This window comes from Saccharicrinis sp. 156 (genome assembly GCF_050589685.1).
Classification (GTDB): Bacteria; Bacteroidota; Bacteroidia; order Bacteroidales; family Marinilabiliaceae; genus Saccharicrinis.
Genome location: NZ_JBNGOS010000010.1, coordinates 109,573 through 130,352 on the forward strand (window position 1 = coordinate 109,573; position 20,780 = coordinate 130,352).

Consider the following 20,780-nt stretch of genomic DNA (forward strand, 5'->3'; position numbering starts at 1 on the left):
TATAAGATACGTTGCCGGCCTTTTTTTTGTGCGCTTTTTAAACTATTTTACAGCTTGTAACCAACATGGTCGGAACAAACAATTGGGCACAAAAGAACGTCCATGAAATTGGCACTGATTCTTAAGGTATTTATAGATACTAAACAGGTAAAAAAGTAAAGCGAATGCAAGATATTGTCACATACGGGCTCACCAATCCCGAAGGCGAACGGGTCGATTTTATCATCAAAGATACAGGGGCAATCTTCGACCAAAACAATGGGATCAGCGATTCGCCGCACAGACACGATTACTATACCATCATTGTCAATGAGAATGGCGGCGGGACACACATGATTGACTTTAAAGAGTTTGCAATATCCGATCTTTCCGTACACTTTGTTTATCCGGGTCAGGTACATAATGTTTTCAATCCCGAGAGGCCAACCGGTTGGGTCATGAACTTTACCAGGGAGTTTCTGCTAAAAAATCATATTATGCAAGAACTTATTAATCAGGTATACCTATATAATACGTTTGGTGATTCTCCTCCCCTTCAATTAAACCGCCATGAGTTTGACCGTTTTAAAAACATCATCCGGCAGTTTCAATTCTACAGCAATAATGATACACCCTATAAATATGAAGCCCTTGGAGCTGTTTTAAAGCTGTTTTTCATCCAGGTAAGCTCGTTGTGCTCTGTTCCAAAGGTAGAATCGGTTCATAGCAATGGAGTGAACAATTTATTCGTTAATTTTAAAAAATTGATCGAACAACATTATAAACAATGGCATAAAGTATCGGAATATGCGAAAGAACTATCCGTTAGCGGGGACTACCTGAATAAGTACGTAAAATCGCAGACCAATAAATCGGCTAAGGAATATATACAGGAAAAGATTATTGTAGAAGCCAAAAGAATGCTATTGTTCACCGAAGAAAGCAACAAAACGTTGGCATACCATTTAGGCTTTGAGGAGCCCGCACATTTCAGCAATTTCTTTAAAAAACTAACCAGCCAAACCCCTGGCACATTTAGATTAGAGAGTAGAAAATAGCCCTGGCATTCGATATTGAGAAAAACGTTAGAGACTAAATAATTGCGAGCGAAATATTCACCCTCGGATCAGCCACTGTTCTCAATTATATTCAATCATCCCACAGTATTGTTAGATTGTGGTAACCCTTTAAATTTTTACTATTAAGATCAAATATCTTTTAGAAGTTCGATCATTATTAAAAGAGTAAAATATCCATAAATCTGATTATTGCAATACCTCAACTAATTTTCGCAACCCCTCGCCTTAAAATTTGCTGTATGTTTGTATTAAACCCGGATGATATATTAGAGGTGTGTAACAGGATTCCTAATGCAATATGGCGGGTTAAACTAAAAAATTAAGCTATGAATACAGTACTGCACAGATCAGACGAGAGGGGGCATGCAAATCATGGTTGGTTAGATGCAAAGCATTCGTTTAGCTTTGCGAATTACTACGACCCTCAAAAGGTTCACTTTGGTGCTTTACGGGTATTAAATGATGACACCGTTGCGCCAGGTGCGGGATTCCCGGAACATCCGCACGATAATATGGAAATAATTACAATCCCTTTGTCAGGATCCATTGCCCACAAAGACAGTATGGGTAATGCATCAGTTATCCATGCAGGAGAAATCCAGGTGATGAGCGCAGGTTCAGGAATATTCCACAGTGAATTTAATAACAGTGAGGAGGAAGAGCTGAGGTTATTTCAAATTTGGTTGTTTCCACATACGAAAAATGTTAAACCCAGATATGATCAAATCAACCTGAAAAAACTAAAAAAGAAAAATGATTTTATTCAAGTCTTGAGCCCTAATAAAAATGACCAGGGCGTATGGATATATCAGGATGCCTGGTTTAACATGGGTGATTTTGATAAGGGGATAAAAGTGAACTATCAGATACATCAACCAAACAATGGCATATACCTTATGGTTATAGAAGGTAGTATCCAAATTGCAGGAGAAACACTTAACAAACGGGATGCCATCGGCATTACTGAAATACAAAAAATAGAATTGGAAACCCAAAGCAACAGTAGTTTGTTGTTAATAGAAATTCCAATGAACTATTAAGTTATAATAGATTGTTTGACAATAGTAGCCAAGGGGTCAGAAGCATGTAGAAGAGAGCCCTAAGTGATACGAAGTAAGACATGAGCGCATGGGTAAAAACACAAATGCCACCACCTTATATTTAACATCTGAAAATTAAAACAATAACAAATACAAAAACTAAGAATTATGAAAGCAATGAAATTATTATTTGCAGTTACGGCTTTATTAGTAGCCTCTTCAACTTTTGCGCAGACGTATCAGGTAGATGCCAGCAGAACCAGTATCAAATGGGAAGGAAAAAAAATAGGAGGCACCCATAACGGAGATATTAAACTGAAAGAGGGTTCATTTACCGTCCAAGGAAACCAAATTACTGCCGGAACTTTTTTGATAGACATGAGCACGATTACCAATGCGGATATTGAGAGCGACGAGTACAGAAAAAAACTCATTGGCCATTTAAAGTCGGATGATTTTTTTGGTGTAGAGAAATTTCCAACAGCCCAATTAAAAATAACTGGCAGTACTACCTTTAAAAATAACGTTGCCAAGGTAACAGGTGATTTGACCATTAAAGAAAACACTCACCCTATCGAATTTGAAGTTACCAAAAGTGGAAACAAATACACAACCACACTTATCGTGGACCGTGCCAAATACGATGTGAGATACGGTTCCAAATCATTCTTTGATAATTTAGGTGACAAAGTTATTTATGACGATTTTACATTAGATGTAAATTTAACGGTTAGATAATAAAATACTGACACGCGTAATTAAGAATAACCCGCCAGCTAAATAAACAATAGCTTGCGGGTTTATTATTGTTGATAGTTCATGATTCCGATTACAAAGAAAAGGATGGAAAATACCAGACCCGTGACAAAAACAATATAGCCCCACCTTAAATAGGCATATTTTTTATTAAGTACTTTTCCTAAAAAGTAAAGGTCACGACTCATGCTGTTGTACAAGTAATCCCTATCCTTCATTAATTCGCCTATACCCCATTCAAAATCCTCCAGTTCCATCCGGTGGAAGTTGCCAAAAAAAGTCAGGTTACCCCGTTTATGACTTATATCCTCTTTAGAAATGAATCCGTGCGTGGTACGCGGTATAGTTGAAATAATAGCAATAATAATGGTTACAATACTAAAAGCAACTAAAATTAGCGCTGGCCAAATTAAATACTCGTTATTGTCCAGCTTAGGAAAAAGTGTTGAAAGAACTATGGAAATAATAATACCGTTTACACTAATTAAGGTATTGGCTTTGTCATCGGCAATCCTGCTTAAATTCACATGATTTCTTAGGTTTACCCTGAACATTGTTTCGATACCCTTGTCTGGTTTTTCGGTTTTTCCGGCGACACCTCCAACTTTTTTCTTCTTTTTCTTATCCTTTTTCTTTGCTGTTTGTTCTATTAATTCTTCCTCTGAGTTTATTTCCATTTCCGATAGAGCTTTAAGTTTTTCTTTATTTTTTTCCTTTTGCGGGTTTAGGTTTTCCTGTGCAAACTTGGTGTAAAACGGGTGCTCTTCAAAAAACACAATACAATCGTTAATCCATTCTTGAGGCGTTTTTTTCTTAAAACTGTTAATTTCCTTATATAGTTTTATAAATGGGTTCCTAAAATAATCTTTTTTACCAATGTGTGCTATATCCGCATCTTTTATGGTCTTTTCCAAAAGATCTGTTGGTTTATAGCCAAGTTTGGTTGACATGATGATACGCTCAACAGTAAGAATATCAATATGGTTCATATTTTTTGATTTCAGAATTCTTCGGGCAAATGCGGCAGAATTTTTTTCATGCCCAACCACACCTTTACAAAAACAAACATCATGAAAAAGAGCGGCAATTTGCAACAGCTCCTTTTCTTTTTCTGATATTTCGGGTATGTTCTCAGCAAAAAATGTCACAACTTCAAGCACATTTAATGTATGTTCCAGGTTATGATGATACAATTTTCCGTTTTGGTTAGCTGTTATTTCGTCAGATGCAATCACTATGCATTCGTTAACCAATGTGCTGTAAGTCGTTTCTACCATTGTTTTATACTAATATCTTACATGTATTTTTAACTAAATCGAACATGATTTGTTGTGATGGCTTATCATTGTTACCCTCCACGTATGCGTTTTCACCATCTTGCGTAACATATCGCCCTTTCAAGGAATCGGATAGTTGACAGTTTATCTCATCAACCAGGAATTGTTGCGTTCGGTCGTCAAAGACTGGAAATGCTACCTCAATCCTGCCGGAAAGATTCCTTGTCATCCAATCGGCCGAAGCCAAATACGTTACGGGTGATCCACCATGGTTAAAATGATAGATTCTGGTATGTTCAAGAAATTGGTCAATTACACTAACGATTTTAATATTGTTTTGTTGCTTTTCTGTTAAAGGATAATAGCAACAAATCCCCCTGACCACCATATTAATAGTTACCCCTTCATCGGCAGCCTCTCTCAGTTTATCAATCATCTTAGGATCTTCGAGGCTGTTTAGCTTTATCAGCATTTCAGCCTTCTTACCTGATTTCGCCCAAACTATTTCTTCATCTATTAACTGGTAAACGCCTTTGCGCAAAACAAATGGAGCGACCAGCAAATGCTCAAATTCCGGTTTGTATTTCTCATTCTTTAAATAAGAAAATACTTCGTCCAGATCCTTGGTATACCTTTTATCCGTGGTCAGCAATCCATGGTCTCCATATATTCTGGCCGTTTTTTCGTTTAAATTACCGGTACCCAGGTAGGCATATGTTATCGTTGAATCTTTTTCTTTTCGTTTAATGGTAAATATCTTGGCATGAACTTTTAAATCTTTCACGCCATATTTAACTGTTGCCCCGGCTTTTTCCAGTCTTTCTCCCCAGTATATGTTTGACTCTTCATCAAAACGTGCCAACACTTCGGTTAATACGAACACTCGTTTGCCTTGTTGCGCCGCGATTTCTGCTGCCCTACAAATTTCAGAAGTCTTGTTTACACGATAAAGCGTGATGTTTATTTCTTCCACATCGCGGTCGTACGCTGCCGTGTGTAACACCCGTGAAACATACGAAAATTCCTGATATGGATAGCTCAAAAAAACATTCCCATTCCGAATCTCTTCAAAACAGTCCCTTGCTTGTTCTAGTTTCTCACAAGGTATCGTTTGATAATCCTCATTGTAAAGGTGCGGCTTGTTGGTGAAAAATGGGAATTTAAAGAAATCGTAATAATTGTGATACCTCCCTCCTGGCAACAGACCCGTCATATCCACATCGATCTTTTTTCTTAGATAGTCAATGTGCTTAAAAGGAATGTCTTCGTTAAACAGCAGGCGACTGGGAAGACCTGTTTCCCTTTTTTTAAGGCTCCGTTTTATTTTACGTACAATGTTGTCTTCCTGTTCTTCATCAATGTATAATTCGGCATCCCTGGATATCTTAACGGCATATACTTCAGTTTCGTCACACAGATATTTCGCCACATTATACCTGAAAATATCATCGAGTTGAATAATCCGTGTCTCGTTACCATCCCTAGAAATAGTGACAAACCTACCCCACCGATCGTAGTCCAGTTCTAAAATATACTTACCTTTTGTTGAAATGAAATACAGATATACGGTTTGGTGGGTCAAGTCTACACTTTTTTCATCTGTAATATTCTTCAGGGTAAAATTACCCTTTAGATGTTCATCATAGTATTCTGAAACCAGTTCCTTGTCCCTTGCTCCTAAATATTTGTGTAGAAAGTGGATCCCCTCTGCCGCCATAGCCGGGATAATTTCGGTATAAAACAACTGCCCCAAATACTCTTGCTGTTTACTAACAATACTATTAATTTGCTGAAGCACATAAGAAGGGCGAAAGCCAAACTTGTTTTTTTTATCCCCTTTGTATTTTTGTTCAAATCTGTGTCCCGCCACCCTCACTTTATAAAACTCCTCAAGGTTTGAGGAATAAATGGCCACAAATTTTAACCTTTCCATTAAAGGCACGTTTTTGTTTTCCACTTCCTGAAGGATACGGGCATTAAAAGATAACCAACTCAGGTCACGGTCGATATATTTCATATTAAGTTTCGTTGTTCAATAGTGAATTAAGCAATTTTTTTACAGAATCCAAAGCCTCCCATTCTCCAATTTCAATAAACGCGTGTACTATTTTTCAACAGCATTGATTGACCATAGTATCATGCACAACAAGGTTATTCCACAGCTTTTTCCAGTACTTTCTGGTCAATTTTACAGCTTTGCGCTGGATTAAAATTCACTTCTACCCTTAAAGCTCTTAGGCCTGATGCTCCTTTAAGGTCTTCAAGTTCCAATTCTTCAACTACGCCTTTCAGGTAACCTTGCGCCATCATATATTCTATATATCTCTTATATTCGGCGATTTCATCGGCATGCGAATATATAATAGCTATTTTTCCCACTTGAGTCAACCTTTCGTTGCTACCCTTAACCATAGCCTTATCGATACGTTTTTTGATTATCTCATATCGGATATTGTAGGCACCGGCCACGTCAAACTTTTTCTCGTCTTGCCTAAAGGCTATACTTAACGGGTTTGAATGTACCAATACCAGTTGTGTGATATCCAATTTGATTTTCAATTCAGGCTGTATTTCGCGTATACGCCTCGCTATCTTCACCTTAACCAACAACTGCCACAAACGGATATTCTTAAGATACATGTCGTTGTATGTAAGGTTTTTAACCAACGACTGGCCCAGGTAACCGTTATACTCGACACCGTCGGTACGGTATTTTTCGAAATAATGCGGAAACACATCCTGTGCTTTTTCCTGTTCCTTATCGATAATCTCGGTTACGTTGTCGTTGATCAGTGTTAAGCTGTCTTCAAAAGCCTTTCGTTTTTTGTAGAGAACACCCAGCTCCGGGTCGAGCATATTAAAATATTTGTCGATAGGCCCTGTCAATTCCGGATCACGTTCTTTGATTAGCAACAGGAATGGATCTATTTCATGTTTCAGAAACTCTACGATACTAACTTCATCGCCTGCTTTTAGTCCTTGCCGGATGGTTTTGAGATGGGTGCGTATTTTATAACTGATGTCACTCAGCAAAGGAATTTCGCGCACCTGTTTCTCTATTTGCAACACATCATATGCCCATTCCAGCTGTTCGCTCAAATCGGCCTGTATGGCATTGTTACGTTCAAGGGAGGATCCCCGGATATCCGAAGCACCAAATATGGGTACAATATCCGAAAACAGGATAGGATCAACACTTGTATTCCCGTCGGTACTGTTTAATATTTTCGAGGCTGCTTCCCTAAAACGCCATTCGACCGTTGGATGAATGGCCGTAAACTCTTCCTGTATAAAAGCCCGTACCTTATCGTCCCATTCTTCTTGCGAACGCTGAATAGCCAGCGCAAAAACAGGAAACAGATCATACAGCATTTTTAACTGTATCATGCTTAAAGCACCTGGCAAGGCACAACCAAACTCCAGCATTCCCACCACTTTTTTTTCTATAACCAAGGGAACTACTGCGTAACTGCTAATTCCGTTATCCAATAAAGTTTTTGTGAGCCTGGTCTGCTTAACCTCTTTGAGGTCACTGGTTAGAATAATTCTGCGTTCGATATAGGCTTGTTCATACATCGATCCCTCATAATCCTTGTGCTTAAAGTCATCATGAGGGATAATAGGCTTCCACAGAAAATTTTTATGCTCCTCGTGATTATTGGTTTCCGACATAGACGCCAATCCGAACCTGACCAACGGATTGTCCATTAACGATCGGATTTTTTCCTGTATACGGTGGTATCCATCATAAGAAAGAATGGTATTTTTGTTCAGCAGATCCGATTTGAGTTCCGAAATTACATGTTCACGCGTGATATTATTGTATTTGAAGCGCATAAATCCCGTAATCTCAAAATTATCCAAAGGTATCACCTGGTTCCAATAATCCAAATCATGGTCCCTGTCAAAAAGAGCCATAATTTCCGAGTGCTTCAACTTTTTGAGTTTGCCAATCGGTTTTACATTCATGTAACTTATGTCCATGTTTTTGTTGTAGTATTTAACCGATTCGTTTTGGTGGTCTAACAGCTTAAAAATAAACGGAATGTCAATCGGCAGTTTAAAGTTGTATACCTTATCCAGTATGATAAAATAGGCCTGATAAATAAAAGAGACCAGGTCTTTGTCTTCAACTTCTTTACCGATGATTTCGATTTTTTTATTCCCCCCGCCAATGGTATCCTTATATTTTTGGGAACTGTAAAACGGCTTTTTTTCGAATGGTATAAAAGCTGCCGTTATTTCCTCGTTACAATTCAGCGGGTTAAAAACAAACATCATCAACTGCTTAACCAAACCTTCGTGTTTGTCGAGGATGGTTAAATCTGTAATCTTTTTTTTCAATTCCGGTACGTCCTCCAGCTTTTCGAGCATTCTGAAGGCAGATTCACTTAGTAAAAATTCTTTATGTCTGCTGATTTTTTCTATTTCCTGAATAAGATATTCAAAACTCAGAGATTTTTCGAAAGGCAGCGAACAGAAATTACAATTCACCACTTTGTTTATATTTGCTTCTCCATTTTTATCCATTTCCTACAATTTCAATACAATTTTAAATAATACAACCACAACTAGCCATCAATTTTATGACAAACCATAATAATTGCTTATTGAAATGCTATTGCACGTGTATTAACTAACAGTATTGAATACTGTTTGTTCTGCAAAGAATACTGATGAATCGTTAGATTATCAGACAGGATATGTTACGCAGACTGTTTCTTTTCGAGGATATTGTTCTTCATTTTTTGTTTTTCCTTAGCCATTTTGACATTTTCCATACGTTCTTTTGCGGCAGGATTGGATGTTTTGAAGAAGTGAAGCGAATCTTTCAGGCTATCAGACAAATCTTTTAACTGCTCCGAGGTAAATGCAATTTCTTCCGAAGCTTCCACGTTATTTTGCGCTATTTCATGGAGTTCTTTTATAGAAGAATTAACCTGTTCCACGCTCACTTGCTGTTTTACACTTGCGTTTGATATTTCCGCGACCATCTCCGATGTTTTTTCGATCTGGGGCAACATATGATCAAACAAACCCGACGATCTCTCTACCAGCTTTTTGCTATCTTTAGAAAGCTTTGTGATTTGCGAAACCGTATCTTTACTTCGCTCGGCCAGTTTCCTGATTTCATGGGCAACCACGGTAAACCCTTTACCTGCAGCACCTGACTTAGCCGCCTCTATAGCCGCATTTAAGGCCAATATATTGGTTCCCTTGGCAATGTCATCTATTTCTTTTGTCCCACTTGATATGGCTTCTACCATACCCGTAATTTTAGCGGATATTTCAAAAAGCTCTCTCAAGCTAGCCATATTTTCCTGGGACAGTTCATTGCTCTCCCGTGCATAACTTGTATTCTCCCCCACACTTTTAGCTATAGATTCCATTGTATTGGCTATATATTCGCTTGAGTTGGCTTGCTGAGCGGAATCCCTGGCCAAATTATGGATATTATTGGCCAGTAAAGAACTTGATTTCGATAATTTTCGGGAACCCTTGTTCATCTCTTTTACCAAGTGTCTCAGCACAAATACCAACTTTTGAATGTTATTCGTAATCATACCTAATTCATTGTCCTGATGTTCAATCCCTTTTACATTTTCGATTTGCAAATCGCCTTCGGCAATCTTATTCAGATGACTTATGGTATCCAATAAAGGTTTTTGGACTTTTGCTTTTATTCGCAAATAAAACCCACCTGTTATCATACAGGCAACAGGAATAGCCCAAACCAAATGAATCAATCCCAATCTTCCAACCGTAAAATAAATGAGTGATGAAAAATAAACAATGATCAGATTTAACCAGGAAAGCGAAAAAATAATTGATTTTTTAAAAACAATCTTTAGTCCCAAATATCCAATGGGCAACATTGAAGATACAATCACAGTAAAAAGAATCAACTCATTCATATTAGCTGGAATTAATTTAATTAAAATTAGATATTGATTGTACGTGCGTTTTCATATTTAGTGATAGATTTAGTCTAATTTTCCAAGGCATTAATCAAGAATTGTAGCCTGTTCAACCAGATAAAGCAATAGCAACAAATAAGATGGCTAAACATTTTGACAATTTATCATTGATAAATCCCTATTTTAATATAGAAGTATTACTTTTGGCGTTCATTAGAAACAAAAACAAGCATGAACAAACTAATATTGATTACTACAATAACTTTCACCGTATTTTTGGCATTCAGTTGTAACTCAACAACAAGCAAAAAGGGAGAAACCAAAAAACCAACCACGGAAAAAACGGCAACCCCTGCTTCGGAAAAAATATTCGATCGTGACTTAATAATTCAAAGTGCATTAGATGGCAAGATAGGGACAATAAAAGGAGCTTTGGAAAATGGTTTTGATGCCAACTCCACCGATGTCAACAAACGTACGCCATTAATGATGGCTGCTTTTAACGGACATACCGAAATAGTTTTGTTATTGATAAATCATGGCGCCGATGTCAACTTAATGGACAATATTAACAGGACCGCATTAATGTATGCATCCACTGGCCCATTTGCACCCACCGTACTGGCCTTATTGCAAAATGGTGCCCAACCCAACTTGATGGATAATGAGGAGAATTGGACAGCCGTAATGATGGCCGCAGCAGAAGGTCAGCTTGAGGTGGTTAAAACTTTGGTTGCCCATGGTGCTGATTTAAAAATGGTAGACGTCGACGGTGAGTCTTCCTTGGATTTTGCGAACTCGAAGGGACATACCCAGGTAGCAGAATATATTAAAACGCAAATGAAATAATGTTTCAGTTTACAGTCAGCAGTACAACCGTTTGTCATTCATGTTGGATAATCCGACTATTGACTGTTCACTGACGACTGCTGACTAACCTTCATCTTCAAATCCAAGGTTGCCTGATATATTCCTGAATCGTTCCGCTTCATCCTTCTCACCCAATTTATCGCATACCTGGGCCAAATAATAATAAGAATCCGCATGATCTTCCTTCAGCTTAACAGCTTGTTTTAAATCATTGTATGCACCATTTAGGTTGCGTAGCAAAATACGTGTCCGACCTCTATTATAATAGACTTTAAAGGTACGTGGTTTTATTTTTCGAGCTAAGGAATAATCGGCCTCTGCCCCATCCAAATCGTTGATCTCTACTTTCAGTCCCGCTCTTTTGAATATGGCCTCAAAGAAATCCGGGTTTAACACTATGGCTTTGTTTAAATTGGCTATTGCAGCACTTTTGTCGTTGGCTTTCACCAAACACTCGTTGGCCATCAAAAAATATTCCCGGGCAAACTCTGCAAGCTGTTTGTTTCGTCTTTTTTCTCTGCTTTCCAGTTGTTTTACCTTCTTGCTTAATTTTTGAATCACATTCAACTGACGGGAAATAAAACGAAGTACGACAGGCTTGGTCAGATCGTTTCTTTTAGCTACCGCCTGCCCTAATTCCTCCATGGAAGTCCTGAAATCTTTTTTCCGAAAGGCTGTTAAGGCTTTTTTGTAACCGTCGTCGGCCCGGGCAGAATCGAGACTTTCTTTTATTTGAAGTTTGTTGTTGCTCTTTCTCGAAAAATCGACACACTCCCTTTTTACGATGACATCACGGGGGGTGATCTGCGATTTCATGATGATTCCCTGCAAAGAGCGGCAACGACTCAGTGCGACATACAGTTGACCTCCTGCAAAAGCGCCACCGGTGAAATCGATCATCACTTTATCAAATGTTAAACCCTGGCTCTTGTGAACCGTAATAGCCCACGCCAGTTTTACCGGATATTGTTGATACGATCCTATTTCTTCTTCAATGATTCGGTTGTTTTTTTCGTCGTATTTATATCGAACATTCCGCCATACTTCTTTCTCAACGAGGTGGATCTCCTCATTCTCCAGCCGGACATATATACCTTCCTCATTGATTTCATCTATCCGCCCAAGGCTACCGTTAAACCATCTGCGATCAGGGGAATCATTTTTAATAAACATAACCTGGGCGTTTTCCTTTAATATTAGCTGCCGTGGGGTGGGCAAAGCCGATTCGGGAAATTCACCTGAAATATAACCTTCAAAAGTGATTTCTTCCTCTTCCAATTCCTCCAGTTTATGGTCGTTAATATAATCCACGGTATCCCTGCGCGTAGCCAGGGTAATAAAAAGCTCATCCAACGGAGCGTTGTAGGTAGGCTGAAAGCGCTGGTTGATGGTTTTGATATCATCTTGCTTAACGGCATTGACCCGGACTCTATCCAGTAAATTCACAAACTCCGGGTTACTCTGACGATATACCTTTTTAAGCTCTATTTGTACCAAGGGCAGGTTACGAAACGCCCTGGCCGAAAAAAAGAATGGCGTTTGGTAGAACCTCTTTAAAATGGCCCATTCTTCTCTTTTTACTACCGGTTCCAGCTGAAACACATCGCCCACCATTAAAAGCTGTTTCCCTCCGAAAGGCACTTGCATATTGCCTGAAAAAACTCTCAGTACACGATCGATAAAGTCAAGAATATCCACGCGAAGCATGGAAACCTCGTCGATAATCAACAGCTCCATTTCTTTAATAAGCTTTTGGTGATTTTTCCGATATTTTAAGAAATCGTAAATACGGCCGTCTTTTGTACTTAAATCAGGATCGTCGGGTAAAATTGGTCGGAACGGAATTTTAAAGAAGGAGTGCATGGTTTGACCCCCTGCATTTATGGCTGCGATACCGGTTGGAGCCACGACCACATGTTTTTTGTGTGTTTGGGTACAAATATATTTTAAAAACGTACTTTTTCCTGTACCGGCTTTCCCCGTTAAAAAAACGGACCGGTTTGTATATTGAACAAGTTTTAGGGCATCCTGAAATTCGTTATTGTCTGTATCGATATGTTCGAGCCACTCCTCCATTTACTAATGTTTCTCCTCTTTATTTACTTCCGTGTCCTTTAATACGCGTTGCATACCGTACCGTTTAATTACGTTATAGGCTTTGTATAAACCAAGTTCTCCTGCTTTACTTAGGTCCAGGGTTCCTTGTTCATCGTTTTTCAGATAAATTTGGGTAAGACCTCGATTAAAATAAGCTTCGGCGAAAAATGGATTGAGCTCAATTGCCTTATTAAAATTAATAATGGCACCTTCATAGTCTTTTCGTATACATTGCAAAATACCCAGGTTATAATAAGCAAATTCAAATTTAGGATCTATTTCAAGAACTTTTCTCAAGTCGCTTTCAATCAACTGATAGTCGAGCATTTGCTTCACTACACCATCGTCTTTTACTACGTCATCCTTTTTAAATCCGGCAGCCGTATTTTTTGATAACAAATTCACGGGAAGTTCTTCCTCCTTAAAAGTCTTCATCATTTCAACCATCTTATAGCGTATGTAAGCTCTGTTAAAATATGGTAATAAGTTTAAGTTGTTCCCGCCGGTGTTTTCTATAATATAATCGTATTCCGCTATGGCACTTGTGTAATTCAGCACAACGCCGTACAAAATTCCCCTGATAAAACGCAGGTCGTTATTTTCAGGTGTTTTTTCAAGCTCATTTCCTATTTGCTTAATGTTAGTAAAGTACTCCAATGCTTTGTTGTCATCGGTTTCCGCCTCTCTATTGGAGAATATAAGTGGTCTGCCAAACTTCTTTCGCTGGTTGAATTGTGTCACCTCAGGTTTAAAATATCTCGTTCTATTGATTAAAGAGTCTACCGAAAAGAAAGTCAATCCGTAAACCGTTTCAAGATCGATGATGATATTGCGGTTTTGAATCTTACCCCTTAGATTCTCAATTTCCTCCACTTCGCTTTCCTCAATGCCGAAATCGTCTAATACTGCTATCTTGTCGTGATTACTGATATCGTCATCTTTCTCGCTTCGTGTTTCTTTGGGTTTTGCATTATTGGCAGCTGTATTTCTTTCCGCTTTTTTACGGCTATCCTGCTCCAGCTTGTAAGCCATATTGTAATCTTTACCTGCCGCAGAACTGTTGTTTATGCCGCTATATGCCTGTGCTCTTGCCATGTATGCATCGGGATATTCCGGATAACGATCTATAATAAGGTTTAAATCAGATATGGCATCACGGAATTGTCCAACCCGGATATAAAGTAAAGACCTGTTGAAGAGCGTTAGCATATCGTCAGGGTTTAAAGCCAATACTCTGGAAAAATCATCGATAGCATTGTTCACATCCCCTATTTCAACCTTTAATATTCCCCGGTTGGCATAAGCCATGGCATTTTTAGGCTCCAACTCGATCACCTTATCAAAGTCCTGCATGGTGCCTTCCAGATTATCCATCTGATAACGGATTACACCCCGCATCATGTAATAAGATGGCTCGTGCCTATCCAATTTAATCGCTTCGTCGATACGGGCAATCGCTTTCTCAAAATCATTGATATCGTAGTAAATAAATGCACTAAAGCGATATGCATCTGCCACTAAGGGATTTACTTGAATTGCTTCGTCCATATCCCGAACAGCACCGATGGTATCCTTTAAATTAAGCTTGGATATGGCCCTGTTTATATAGGCACCGTACTGTGCAATATCGATTTTTAACACTGAAGTAAAATCGTCGATACTTTTTTGGTAATCTTTGGTATTCATATATACCAAACCTCTGTTAAAATAAATTCCTTCGTCCTGCGGACTGAGTTCCAGTCCCTTGCCATAATCTTCCAGTGCTTTTTGATAGGATCCGAATTTGCTTCGTATATCGCCCCTGAACCTATAATAACTAGCATGAAACGGATTGATCCCGATCGCCTTGTCCATATCTTTTTCGGCTCCTTTTAGATCGTCCAGACTAAACTTGGCATACGCTCTAAAATAGTATGGATCGGCCAAGTAGGGTTTTACGCGTATTACCTTGTTGAAGTAGGAAATAGCCAACACATAGTCTTCGTAATACAACGAATTCCTGCCAATAATCAGCACCCTGTCTGTATCTATTTGTGCATGGCTATTGGCCGAGACGACAAGCAAAAAGAGTATATGAAGGGAATAAAAGATCTTTCTCATAAAAAATAACTGTACGGTAATAAGTATCATATACTAACCTGGGCAAGCCAAAAACAAACAAGTTATTGGCTTGCCCAGGTTAATCGGACAAATATAATAAGTTTAAGGGATTCAACTAAAACCGTACCACACTTTCGGTAAAATAACATGACGGTTCATTTTTGCTGCCCGGTATTATCTTTTCCAGTATTACCTTTTATTTGCAAAGAGTCCTTGCAATAAGCCAAGTTCTTTTTCCACGAAAACCATATTCTCCATGTTCACCTCGGTTTCTCCTTTCCACCTGTAGGCCGCCAGAACTCCTCCGCTAGCAATGCAGGAATCAACGCAACAAACATTTTTCTTGGGTGACATGTTTTCTTTGTCCATACAGTAATGACCAAAAAACACAATTGATTCATCCTCGGAATAATGTTTATACGGAAAGAGCAATTGTTTTGGAATCGTATAATCGGGCAATCGGAACTTATTACCGTAGCTCAGCTCATAAAAGGTTTTGTTGTCCGCTTCCTCCCACCACTTAATTCTGAAATTGTTTCTTCTGTTGTTGTTTGAATCCTTGATAATTAAATCATTCGGCAAGTTAAACTCAATTCCTTTGGTGGATTTTGCAACTGCATTTCCTAACACATGACCGGTATCCACCATATATTCTAAAGTTGTTTTTCGAAAGCGGCCATCTTCCCTGTAATCTTCGATTATGTTGGCATATTCATCGTTCCAATAAGCATGCACCACTTTAATATCCCCGAAATCGAGATGAATGGGCAAGGTCCTTAACCATTTCACATAACCTTTCAGGAGTTTCTCTTCGCCGTAAAACTCTTGCCTTACTTGTTCGACCAGTTTTTTATTTGAGTAGGAAAGTTTTTTGAAGGGTTTCCCCTCTTTGTTTTTAGTAAGATGATAGATCGCATAAAGCTCATGATTCCCTAATATAGCATGTGCAAATCCATAGCTAACCATTCCCCGCACAGTTTCCAGAACTCTGCGTGAATCTGGTCCCCTGTTTATAAAATCGCCCACAAATATAGCCTTGCGGTGGGCATGACGCCAAACGCCATACATTTTGGTATATCCCAGCTTTAAGAGCAGCTCTTCCAGTTCGTTGGCATTACCATGAACATCTCCTATTATATCGTAGAAACATTTTTCCTGAATTATATTTCTTTTTTCGCCTTTAACCTGCTCCAAAATTCGATATATTTGATTATTGTTATCGTCCAAAAGTATAACATTTGCTTTTATTTTAAAAACAAATTTTCCATGACAAAAATAATTAATTGGGGTATCATAGGTTGCGGGGATGTTACAGAGAAAAAAAGTGGTCCTGCTTTCAACAAGATCGATAATTCTAAGCTAATGGCAGTTATGAGGCGCAACTTATTAAAAGCCAAGGACTATGCACAAAGGCACGATGTTCCATATTATTATAACGATGCCGCTCAGCTGATATCGTCTCCTAACGTTGATGCCATATATGTTGCCACACCACCATCTACACATGCCTATTATGCCATCTGTGCCATGAAAGCAGGAAAACCGGTGTATGTTGAAAAACCTATGGCCACATCATACCAGGAATGCCAGGAAATGAATCGTGTATCAAAAGAAACAGGAGTTCCGCTATTTGTGGCCTACTACAGGCGAACACTGCCAGGCTTTTTGAAAGTAAAAGAACTGGTTGACAATAATACCATTGGCAAACCTCTTGCGGTGAACATTCGTTTGACGCGTCCAGCCAACGAAGATGAAAAGAACAAAGCCTGGAGGGTAGAAAAGTCTGTTGCAGGTGGAGGTATTTTTTACGACCTGGCATCTCATCAACTCGATTTTTTGGACTTTTTATTTGGCCCCATAGTTGAAGCTAAAGGATTTTCGTCCAATAATAACTCCTGGTATCAGGTTGAAGATACGGTAACTGCCTGCTTTAAATTCACGGACGGGCTAGTCGGTAACGGCCTCTGGAGTTTTGTGACCACAGATGAAGCCCAAAGGGATACTATAGAAATAATTGGGACAGAAGGTACGGTCATTTTTAGCTGTTTTGGACACCGAGCTATTCAATTACATACGCATAGTGGAACCTTGGAGTTTCCCTATCTGAATCCGGAAAACATTCAATACAACCTGATTAAGCAAGTTACGGAACACCTGAATGCAGGAAAACCTTGTGTCAGTACCGGTATTACTGCTGCAAGAACCAACAAGATATTGGAAGATATAATTAATTGTGGATAATGCCAGATTAAATAATGATGGTCATTACTTCAATAATTTATTATCTTTCGCAAAAATGAACAAGTACACCAACTTTCAGTTTATCAAATCGCTCCAAGTTGGTCCTCAAATACCCGGAATGAGCGTTAAATTAAAACTATTATTGTTATTGGTTTTGTCGTTGACCCCTATATCAATACAATCACAAGCCATAGATTATCACGGATCACCTTATTTGCAGAACTATAATCCTAGCGTCAATAATTCATATTCCCAACTGTGGGATATAGACCAGGATCAAAGAGGAATCATGTACTTTGGCGGTACAGAGGGTTTGTTTGAATTTGACGGAACAAACTGGAGGCATTATCCAATGCCCAAACATTCTATTGTCAGATCGTTGGCTGTTGATTCGTTGGGTACTGTTTTTATTGGAGGCAATAATGATTTTGGTTTTTTTAAACCGAATCAAATCGGTACATTAAAATATCATTCTCTGACCCACCTGGTTCCTAACGATGCACCTTATTTCCAGAGCATTTGGAGGATATACACCTCGGAACAGGGCGTTTATTTCTTCTCTCGAAAAAGGATATTCAGATATATAAATAATACTATTGAGGTAATACCTGTTAATCTTCAACTACCCTGTGCTTATTTAATTAACGGCGATATTTTTATTAAGGACAGGACAAACGGCTTAGCAAGAATTGATGGCAACCAAATAGTGTTATTAAAAAATTGTGAAGAACTCAGTACTATCGAACAAGGATATTTTTTTATAAACTCATTTTCTGATACTGAATTATTGATTTCATTTAGTAAAACAAACCACTTTTATAAATATAACCTAAATACACAAACCCTAACGAACCATCATATCCCCGAAGCTACCAGAAAATATTTGGCCGAAAACTATCAGTTTAGCACTGCAGACCTGGAAAACGGTACGATTGCCATAGGTACGTCCAGGGGGGGCGTTATTATTATTAATAAACAGGGAGAAATTGTTGAGCTGATAAATTCAAATCGTGGACTCAGCACCGACCTGGTCTCTAGTGTTTTTCTTGATTCAGAAAAAAACCTGTGGTCCACTTCCAGGAAAGGCATTTCCCGTATAGACATTAGTTATCCGGCTAATTTTTATTACAAAAAGCAAGGTCTCGAAGCTAACGTTGTTTGTTCTAAGTTTCATAACGGAACCCAATACATTGGAACAGATATTAAATTTTATTATTTACCGCCGTATCAGTTGAAATTATCAAACGACAATCATGTTGTTAAGAGTATTGCAAAACCGTTCGCACCCAATCAAATTATTGATGTAAACGGACATTTACTGTTATGCAATTGGTATGGTGTTGAAGAAATTGTCAACGATAAATCAAAAACTTTCTATCAGGGGCTAACTAGGGTGTTTTGTGCTGCCCATGATAAACAATACCCTAACAAAATAGCTCTTGGACAGAACAACGCTGTGGTGATTTGTACATTTAAAGAGACAGGGGTAAACAAAGACTTAGTTTTGACCGATACCCTTAGTATTGAAGACAACAATATCAGTCAGATAAGATCCATGGCTTTCGATAACGATGGAAACTTATGGTTAGCCTCCTTAAACGAAGGAATATTTTTGATAAGATTCATGAGCAAGGACTTAAAATCATATCATATCTCGCATTTCTCTGAAAAAAATGGCTTGCCCAACATACTTCTGGAATCTTTGGTAACTAAATTTAATCACAAAATTAACATTAGTACTCCGAAAGGAATATATAAAGCCGTATTACCGCCGGCTGGTAGCCCTGATTCGCTAACCCGGTTTACGCATGACAAATATTGGGGCAAAACATTTACCGAAGATTCGTGTGCCGTTCGTATGATAGAACAGATTGACAGTATTTCTTATTTTATATCGGGAGACAAAACAGGAATACTAACGGTACAAGACAGCAATGCTCAGTTTAATTTTAAGCCATTTTTAAAGTTAGGCCAAATAAGCTCTGTTTCCGTAGAAAATAACAGGTATATTAACTTAGGTCAGTTCGAGTCCTTTTGTACTTTTGACAGCCAAAATAAAAAAGACTATGCACGTCCTTTTAATGTACTTATTCGAAAGGTAATTATCTCCACCAACGACTCCATCCTGTTTGACGGAGCCTTTCTTAACCCAACAGGAAAAAAAGTGATAAATAACCAAACCGAAGAATTCATACCTACTCTGGAAAATAGGTTTAACAGCTTGAGAATTAATTTCAGCGCCAATTTCCTCGAATCTTCCGAGAAAAACCAATATAGCTACATGATTGAGGGGTTCGATAAAGATTGGAGTCCTTGGTCCCCGACAGCTTCGGCCGTATACACGAATATTCCGCATGGCAAGTTAAAATTTAAAGTGAAGGCTAAAAATGTTTACGGAACGGTTAGTGAAATTAGCACCTATTCGTTTTTGGTTAAACCGGCCTGGTATCAAACCAAATGGGCCTATATTCTGTACTGCTTGCTAAGTATTTTTTTAATAGCACTTATCGCAAAATTGTACAATCGTAACCTGACCCTGAAAAATACCAAATTGGAAACGATGGTTAAAAAACGAACGCACGAACTAGAAGAAACCATCGATAAATTAAAAGATACCCAGTCGACCCTGGTTCAGCAGGAAAAAATGGCTTCGTTGGGAATTCTAACTGCTGGCGTAGCGCATGAAATAAACAATCCGTTGAACTATATTCTGGGTGGCTATACAGGACTTGATTTTTATTTTCGGGAACACGAAATTGAGGATGAAGAGGTTCAGTTACTTATGGATAGCATTAAAATAGGCGTTGACAGGGCGGCGGATATTGTGGCTGGACTGAACCAGTTTAGCCGAACCAAAAACACTTTTGACGAAAAATGCGACCTGCACTCTATAATAGATAACAGTATTTTAATGATCAAGCACCTATTAAAAACCCGTATTAAATTGGTTAAAAACTACGATGCTGAATCATCAACAGTTTTGGGTAATGTAGGAAAACTGCATCAAGTATTTATCAATATACTTACCAATTCGTGCCAGGCAATTAAAGGCAAGGGCATTATAACCATTACCACAAATATCCTGGAGCAGTCTTTAATCATTAAAATATTTGACACGGGGGAAGGAATAAACAACGATAATCTCGATAAAATTACCGACCCATTCTTCACAACCAAGGATCCCGGGGAGGGATCCGGTCTGGGATTATCCATCACCTACAAGATAATTCAGGAACACAATGGGAAATTAGAATTTACATCGGAACTAGGAAGAAGTACTACGGCGTTAATAACATTGCCCTTGATATAAACCAAGCTGTCGAAAATTAAAATCTTGTAGGTTGACGAATCGGCATGAACACATTCTATTGCAAAAGGCCAATTTGTGTTGGAACAAATTGGCCTTCAAATTACATCTGTGAA

The 20,780-nt window shown here is 38.5% G+C and carries 13 protein-coding genes; 6 read left to right on the forward strand and 7 right to left on the reverse strand.

What is annotated here, in order from left to right; all coding sequences use genetic code 11:
* Window positions 1–164 precede the first annotated feature (164 nt).
* From ACRD64_RS07980 to ACRD64_RS07990, 3 genes are all read left to right on the forward strand, one after another.
* Window positions 165–1,037: an AraC family transcriptional regulator gene (locus ACRD64_RS07980; protein ID WP_430932768.1), complete on the forward strand. Its 873-nt coding sequence runs from the start codon at window positions 165–167 to the stop codon at window positions 1,035–1,037.
* A gap of 347 nt (window positions 1,038–1,384) precedes the next feature.
* Window positions 1,385–2,098, forward strand: a complete 714-nt coding sequence (locus ACRD64_RS07985; RefSeq protein WP_430932769.1) for a pirin family protein — start codon at window positions 1,385–1,387, stop codon at window positions 2,096–2,098.
* Between the two features lie 168 nt (window positions 2,099–2,266).
* Window positions 2,267–2,836 (forward strand): YceI family protein, encoded by a 570-nt coding sequence (locus ACRD64_RS07990; protein WP_430932770.1) that lies wholly within the window; start codon window positions 2,267–2,269, stop codon window positions 2,834–2,836.
* A 65-nt stretch (window positions 2,837–2,901) separates the two neighbouring features.
* On the opposite strand, the gene ACRD64_RS07995 is transcribed toward ACRD64_RS07990, so the two are convergent.
* The 4 genes from ACRD64_RS07995 to ACRD64_RS08010 form a co-directional block, all read right to left on the reverse strand.
* Window positions 2,902–4,131, reverse strand: a complete 1,230-nt coding sequence (locus tag ACRD64_RS07995; protein ID WP_430932771.1) for a Pycsar system effector family protein — start codon at window positions 4,129–4,131, stop codon at window positions 2,902–2,904.
* Window positions 4,132–4,135: 4 nt separating this feature from the next.
* Window positions 4,136–6,148 (reverse strand): polyphosphate kinase 1, encoded by a 2,013-nt coding sequence (gene ppk1 / locus ACRD64_RS08000; RefSeq protein WP_430932772.1) that lies wholly within the window; start codon window positions 6,146–6,148, stop codon window positions 4,136–4,138.
* Between the two features lie 134 nt (window positions 6,149–6,282).
* On the reverse strand, window positions 6,283–8,661 hold the full coding sequence (locus ACRD64_RS08005) for a GAF domain-containing protein (protein WP_430932773.1): 2,379 nt from the start codon (window positions 8,659–8,661) through the stop codon (window positions 6,283–6,285).
* Between the two features lie 176 nt (window positions 8,662–8,837).
* On the reverse strand, window positions 8,838–10,046 hold the full coding sequence (locus ACRD64_RS08010) for a methyl-accepting chemotaxis protein (protein ID WP_430932775.1): 1,209 nt from the start codon (window positions 10,044–10,046) through the stop codon (window positions 8,838–8,840).
* Between the two features lie 234 nt (window positions 10,047–10,280).
* Between ACRD64_RS08010 and ACRD64_RS08015 the strand changes: the two genes are divergently transcribed.
* Window positions 10,281–10,898 (forward strand): ankyrin repeat domain-containing protein, encoded by a 618-nt coding sequence (locus ACRD64_RS08015; protein ID WP_430932776.1) that lies wholly within the window; start codon window positions 10,281–10,283, stop codon window positions 10,896–10,898.
* An 84-nt stretch (window positions 10,899–10,982) separates the two neighbouring features.
* Here the strand turns inward: ACRD64_RS08015 and ACRD64_RS08020 are convergent, their stop codons facing one another.
* The 3 genes from ACRD64_RS08020 to ACRD64_RS08030 all read right to left on the reverse strand — a co-directional run bounded on the left by ACRD64_RS08020 (window position 10,983) and on the right by ACRD64_RS08030 (window position 16,310).
* On the reverse strand, window positions 10,983–12,995 hold the full coding sequence (locus ACRD64_RS08020) for an AAA family ATPase (RefSeq protein ID WP_430932777.1): 2,013 nt from the start codon (window positions 12,993–12,995) through the stop codon (window positions 10,983–10,985).
* 3 nt (window positions 12,996–12,998) lie between these two features.
* A complete protein-coding gene (locus tag ACRD64_RS08025; protein WP_430932778.1) occupies window positions 12,999–15,116 on the reverse strand; it encodes a tetratricopeptide repeat protein in 2,118 nt (705 codons plus the stop codon).
* 189 nt (window positions 15,117–15,305) lie between these two features.
* A complete protein-coding gene (locus tag ACRD64_RS08030) occupies window positions 15,306–16,310 on the reverse strand; it encodes a metallophosphoesterase (protein ID WP_430932779.1) in 1,005 nt (334 codons plus the stop codon).
* A 72-nt stretch (window positions 16,311–16,382) separates the two neighbouring features.
* Between ACRD64_RS08030 and ACRD64_RS08035 the strand changes: the two genes are divergently transcribed.
* Together ACRD64_RS08035 and ACRD64_RS08040 are read left to right on the forward strand one after the other, a co-directional pair.
* Window positions 16,383–17,357 carry a Gfo/Idh/MocA family protein gene (locus ACRD64_RS08035; RefSeq protein ID WP_430932780.1) on the forward strand — a complete coding sequence of 325 codons (975 nt, stop codon included), beginning with the start codon at window positions 16,383–16,385 and terminating at the stop codon, window positions 17,355–17,357.
* A gap of 55 nt (window positions 17,358–17,412) precedes the next feature.
* Window positions 17,413–20,667 carry an ATP-binding protein gene (locus ACRD64_RS08040; RefSeq protein WP_430932781.1) on the forward strand — a complete coding sequence of 1,085 codons (3,255 nt, stop codon included), beginning with the start codon at window positions 17,413–17,415 and terminating at the stop codon, window positions 20,665–20,667.
* Window positions 20,668–20,780 lie beyond the last annotated feature (113 nt).

Coding starts and splice junctions, on each gene's coding strand:
- ACRD64_RS08025 (WP_430932778.1), bottom strand. CDS start 15,116: ATGAGAAAGATCTTTTATTCCCTTCATATACTCTTTTTGCTTGTCGTC.
- ACRD64_RS07995 (WP_430932771.1), bottom strand. CDS start 4,131: ATGGTAGAAACGACTTACAGCACATTGGTTAACGAATGCATAGTGATT.
- ACRD64_RS07980 (WP_430932768.1), top strand. CDS start 165: ATGCAAGATATTGTCACATACGGGCTCACCAATCCCGAAGGCGAACGG.
- ACRD64_RS08020 (WP_430932777.1), bottom strand. CDS start 12,995: ATGGAGGAGTGGCTCGAACATATCGATACAGACAATAACGAATTTCAG.
- ACRD64_RS08015 (WP_430932776.1), top strand. CDS start 10,281: ATGAACAAACTAATATTGATTACTACAATAACTTTCACCGTATTTTTG.
- ppk1 (WP_430932772.1), bottom strand. CDS start 6,148: ATGAAATATATCGACCGTGACCTGAGTTGGTTATCTTTTAATGCCCGT.
- ACRD64_RS07990 (WP_430932770.1), top strand. CDS start 2,267: ATGAAAGCAATGAAATTATTATTTGCAGTTACGGCTTTATTAGTAGCC.
- ACRD64_RS08040 (WP_430932781.1), top strand. CDS start 17,413: ATGAACAAGTACACCAACTTTCAGTTTATCAAATCGCTCCAAGTTGGT.
- ACRD64_RS08035 (WP_430932780.1), top strand. CDS start 16,383: ATGACAAAAATAATTAATTGGGGTATCATAGGTTGCGGGGATGTTACA.
- ACRD64_RS08010 (WP_430932775.1), bottom strand. CDS start 10,046: ATGAATGAGTTGATTCTTTTTACTGTGATTGTATCTTCAATGTTGCCC.
- ACRD64_RS08005 (WP_430932773.1), bottom strand. CDS start 8,661: ATGGATAAAAATGGAGAAGCAAATATAAACAAAGTGGTGAATTGTAAT.
- ACRD64_RS07985 (WP_430932769.1), top strand. CDS start 1,385: ATGAATACAGTACTGCACAGATCAGACGAGAGGGGGCATGCAAATCAT.